The organism is Streptococcus sp. DD11 (assembly GCF_001578865.1).
Taxonomy (GTDB): domain Bacteria; phylum Bacillota; class Bacilli; order Lactobacillales; family Streptococcaceae; genus Streptococcus; species Streptococcus panodentis.
In genome coordinates, this window is the sequence record NZ_KQ969395.1 from 273,793 (window position 1) to 278,663 (window position 4,871).

At 47.9% G+C, this 4,871-nt stretch carries 4 protein-coding genes; 2 read left to right on the forward strand and 2 right to left on the reverse strand.

Translation table 11 applies throughout. The annotated features are described in order from the left end of the window. Together STRDD11_RS14495 and STRDD11_RS09055 are read right to left on the reverse strand one after the other, a co-directional pair. Nucleotides 1-377 (reverse strand): exodeoxyribonuclease VII large subunit (locus tag STRDD11_RS14495; protein ID WP_241209394.1); only part of this gene is annotated, 377 nt, incomplete at its 3' end. Between the two features lie 171 nt (nucleotides 378-548). Then, nucleotides 549-1,433, reverse strand: coding sequence for a LysR family transcriptional regulator (locus tag STRDD11_RS09055; RefSeq protein WP_128837043.1), 885 nt, complete (start codon nucleotides 1,431-1,433; stop codon nucleotides 549-551). A gap of 152 nt (nucleotides 1,434-1,585) precedes the next feature. Here STRDD11_RS09055 and STRDD11_RS09060 point away from each other — a divergent pair, with 152 nt between their 5' ends. Together STRDD11_RS09060 and STRDD11_RS09065 are read left to right on the forward strand one after the other, a co-directional pair. Further along, nucleotides 1,586-3,208 (forward strand): malolactic enzyme, encoded by a 1,623-nt coding sequence (locus STRDD11_RS09060; protein ID WP_128837044.1) that lies wholly within the window; start codon nucleotides 1,586-1,588, stop codon nucleotides 3,206-3,208. Nucleotides 3,209-3,223: 15 nt separating this feature from the next. Continuing rightward, nucleotides 3,224-4,171 carry an AEC family transporter gene (locus tag STRDD11_RS09065; protein WP_128837045.1) on the forward strand — a complete coding sequence of 316 codons (948 nt, stop codon included), beginning with the start codon at nucleotides 3,224-3,226 and terminating at the stop codon, nucleotides 4,169-4,171. Nucleotides 4,172-4,871: the final 700 nt, after the last annotated feature.

The following is a 4,871-nucleotide window of genomic DNA, read 5'->3' on the forward strand; positions in this document are numbered from 1 at the left end:
CGTTCCTGAAAAAGACCTTCCTCACCCAGCTTTTTCTTGAGCTGTTCAAACTGGATGGCCAAAGCTCCGATGCCGTCCGGCTCTGCCTTTTCAATGATAATGGAATAAGACCCGCCCGGCTCATAAAGCTGCACCCGGCCGATGACATTGATTTTCATGCCTTCTTCCAGCTCAAAGCCCAGCTTTTGATAGACACCGGACCAGACAGTCGCCTGAATCACAGCCTTTTCATCTTTGAGAGAAAAATACTGATGCTGGGGCCGCCGGCGGAAATTGGAAACCTGGCCGGTCAGATAAACCCGCTCCAAATAAGGATCCCGCTCAAATTTCAGCTTCAGGTATCTGGTCAGGGTCGAAACCGACAAATAATCTGGCATAGCGCTTCCTTTCTGATTTTTTCATAACTTTCATTATACCAAAAAAGTGCGGAAAATATCGGTCTCAGCCTTGGAAAATTGCAGGACAGGACAGAAAAAACAGCCTCTGTTCAATCGAATCAAAGGGAATCAATTATCACAGAGTCCTCACGATTCTGCCTCAGCAATCTCCTACTGCTCTATCTGCTCCAAAGCTTTGACAAAAGGCTCCAGCTGTTCGGATAAGACATGCTTTTGGGGATAGGCATAGGATACATGGAAATAAATTTTATCCGCTGCAGCCAGCGGGATTTTGACTAAATCAGCAAATTCATTGGTCATCATGGTGTCTGTCAGGAGACTGATTCCCATATTTTTGCGAAGCATCTGTCCGATAAACATCAGATCATCCAGTTTCAGAGCGATTTCAGCAGCATGCTGGCAGCGGCTGTTGAGATGGTGAAAGGCAGCCAGATGCACATTGTGCTCATCCAGCAGGATAAACTTCTCCTGCAAAACCGCTTCAAAGCTCAGCTCCCTGCTTTCTGCCAGAGGGTGTTCAGCTGACATGACCAGATAAAATTCCCTGCGGTAAAGCTCTCTGCTGACCAGCTCTGGATAGCTGAGAGGCTCAAGGCTGCCCAGAAGACTCATGTCCAAATCTCCGGCCAGGAGAGCATCCAACAGCTCCTTAGAACCGCCGCGTACCAAGGTGACTGATTTTAGCAGGGCCAGTTCCTCCTCAGGAGCGTCCAATCGTGAAAAGACATCTTCTGAAATGATGGGAGGAAAGCCCAGTCTGCTTTCCTGCTGATTGGCTCTTTGAATGGCCTTGTCCGCTTTCTCTACCCTCAGCAGCATATCTTGGGCCAGATTCGCCAAAATCCTGCCCTGAACCGTCAAGTGAGCGACCCGGTTGGCAGACGTTTTCTCCACCAGAAGGCAGCGAAATTCCTTCTCCAGCCGTTTTACAGCATAGGTAATAGTGGGCTGGCTGACCTGAAAATGCTGAGCCGTTTCTGTAAAAGACTTTAAGACAGAAAGCTGATAAAAATAATCCAAATCGCGTATATTCATGCTGCCCTCCTTTAGCTCTTATTTTACCATAAATTGAACTGTCTATAAATATTTTTATAAGAACTGCGGCACTTGACTATAAGGAGAGCAGAGCAGTATGATGTAAGCGTAAGAAAACTTTCTTATCAATAATATTTATCGGAGGAAGACACATGAAAGGACATGAACTGCTCAATAACCCTTTTTTAAATAAGGGAACAGCTTTTACACAGGCAGAACGTCAGGAACTGGGGCTGGTAGGACTTCTGCCGCCTTCTGTACAGACCATTGAAGAACAGGCCAAGCAGACCTATCAGCATTACCTCAAAAAACAAAGCAATCTGGAGAAACGGCTCTTTTTGATGGAGATTTTCAATACCAACCGCCGGCTTTTCTACTATCTCTTCAGCCAGCATATCGGAGAGTTTAACCCCATCGTCTATGACCCCACCATTGCTGAAACGATCGAAGGCTACAGCGACCTCTTCGTAGATCCGCAGTATGCAGCCTATCTGGATATCCATCACCCCGAAAATATCGAAGCCACGCTCAAAAATGCAGCAGGAGACCGCGATATTCGCTTGATTGTCGTGACAGATGCTGAGGGGATTCTCGGTATCGGCGACTGGGGGACCAATGGGGTAGACATTTCTGTCGGCAAGCTCATGATTTACACCGGTGCTGCGGGGATTGACCCTGCGACGGTGCTGCCTTTGGTAATTGATGCCGGCACCAATCGCAAGGAATTGCTGGACAATCCTAACTATCTGGGCAACCGCCACGAACGGGTCCGCGGACAAGCTTACGATGATTTCATTGAAAAATTTGTTGAGACTGCTGAAAAGCTCTTCCCTAAACTTTACCTGCACTGGGAAGACTTCGGCCGTCTCAATGCTGCCACTATCCTCAAGAAGTACAAGAATAAAATCCCTACCTTCAATGATGATATTCAGGGAACCGGCATTGTCACGCTGGGCGGTATTTACGGTTCGCTGGATATTACAGGCGAAAAGCTGACAGACCAAGTCTATCTCTGCTACGGCGGCGGAACAGCTGGTGCGGGAATTGCTTCCCGTGTCCTGAGCGAGATGGTTGACCAAGGCCTCTCAGAAGAGGAAGCCTACCAGCGTTTCTTTATGGTTGACAAGCAGGGACTGCTCTTTGATGACATGGACGATTTGACACCTGAGCAAAGACCTTTCGCTAAAAAGCGGTCGGATTTCGCCAATGCGGATGCCTTAACAGATCTTCTGGCTGTCGTCAAAACAGTCAAGCCAACGATTTTGGTCGGAACCTCTACACAGCCTAACAGTTTCACCAAGGAAGTTGTCGAAGCCATGTGTGCCAACACAGAGCGCCCAATCATTTTCCCGCTCAGCAACCCCACAAAATTAGCAGAAGCAGCTGCCAAAGATTTGATTGAATGGTCAGACGGCAAGGCTTTTGTTGCCACAGGGATTCCAGCAGACAATGTTGACTATAAAGGCGTTTCCTACCAAATCGGCCAGGCTAACAACGCCCTCATCTATCCCGGTCTGGGTCTCGGTATGCTGGCATCTGAAGCCAAACTGCTGACCGATGAGATGATTGGTGCGGCCGCCCATGCCCTCAGCGGGATTGTAGACCTAACCCAGCCGGGTGCCCCAGTCCTGCCGCCCTTTGCAAATGTAGCAGAAGTTTCTGTCAAGGTTGCAGAAGCTGTCGCCCAAAAGGCACAGGAGCAAGGCCTGGCCCAAAGTCAGGAAAAGGATATGAAAAAAGCAGTGCAAGACTTGAAATGGTATCCTCAATACTAGGAGGTGTTCTTTTCTATGGAAATCTTCTTCACTTCTATTCAAAGCATTATTCCGATTATTGTCATCATTATTTTGGGCTACTTTCTGCAGGTCCGAGGCTGGTTTGAAGACAGTTTTGCTGCTAATCTTTCTAAACTGATTATGAATGTGGCCCTGCCGGTTTCAATCTTTGTCTCTGTCCTCAAATATCTGACCGTTGACAAGCTGGTCAGTCTGTCCGGCGGCCTTATCTATACATTTTCCGCCTTTATCCTCAGCTATATCTTGGCCTTTGCAGCGGTTAACATCTTCCATGTCCGGCCCGGCCGCAGGGCAACCATGATCAATACCTTTGTCAATGCCAATACCATTTTTATCGGCCTGCCCCTCAATATCGCTCTCTTTGGCAATGAAGCCCTGCCCTATTTTCTGATTTATTACATTACCAATACTATTTCGACTTGGACCTTGGGCGTTTATCTGATGACAACTGACAGCAAGTCCGGCCAAAGCAAACAGGCAGCTGCCTTTAATTGGAAAAAGCTGCTGCCTGCACCGCTGATTGGATTTTTAGTTGCTCTGGTTTTCCTGCTGCTGAAGATTCCAGTGCCTGACTTTGCCAGCAGCACCTTAGGCTACATCGGAAACTTGGTCACACCGCTGTCTCTGATTTATATCGGAATTGTCCTAGCGAAGGCCGGCCTGAAAACCATCCGCTTTAATCGCGATACCATCATCACCCTTGTCGGCCGCTTTATCCTAGCGCCAGCTATCATGTATGTTCTGCTGAAAATGGCGGCGAGCGGTATGCCGACAGCCGAATTCAAGACCTTCGTTGTTCAGTCAGCTGCTCCGGCTCTGGCCGTTCTGCCCATTCTGGCCAGCCAAGGCGATGGCGATGTTGAATTTTCCACCAATGTCGTTACGCTCTCGACTCTTCTCTTTGTCATCGTGGTCCCCATCGTTGTCACCCTACTAGGTTAAAAAATGCATCCTAGCTAAAAACATCACTTCAAGCTAACAGACTGGAGTGATGTTTTTTTGTTTGACGCATACTGATTGTTTCTTGTACTCTTCGAAAATTTCTTCAAATTATGTCAGCGTCGCCCTGCCCTGCTTTTGACACTTCCCTGCGGTCTTTCATCTACAAGTGTTTTTGATGGGGCGGCTCCTGCCTGGTTTGCTGATGGCTGTCACTGAGCAGCACCATAGAATCTGAATATAAAAGAGGCTGAGACAGACTCCCATGATGGCTGCGCCCTCACCCACAGAGGGAGCTATCTTTGGGAAGATACCGTATAAAAAGTCTTTCAGTCTCGCTTTGTTTTGGAAAAAAACTCTTGACGCGGTAGCTGATTGGACTTTTTGTTCGTCTTTTAGACTCCAAAAAGCTCCTAATCATCCTCGCGGGGCTGGGACGACGAACTAAATTTTTTCAAAATTTAGTTCTGTCCCACCGCCCATTTTATAAGGAGCAAATATAGAAAGGTTTCAGGCGGTTCTTTGAAAATCGAAGAGGAGCTGAGAGAGGCTCCCATCATGCCTGCATCAGTTTGCGGCAGTTTTGACAGCGGGACAGAGAGGCTGGAACAAAAGCGTTTCAGCTCCGTGAGGCAATGAGATGAGGTATTGCCCGCTGACTGGACGCTTATCCCTTGTTATCTTCGATTGACTTTGAGTATAC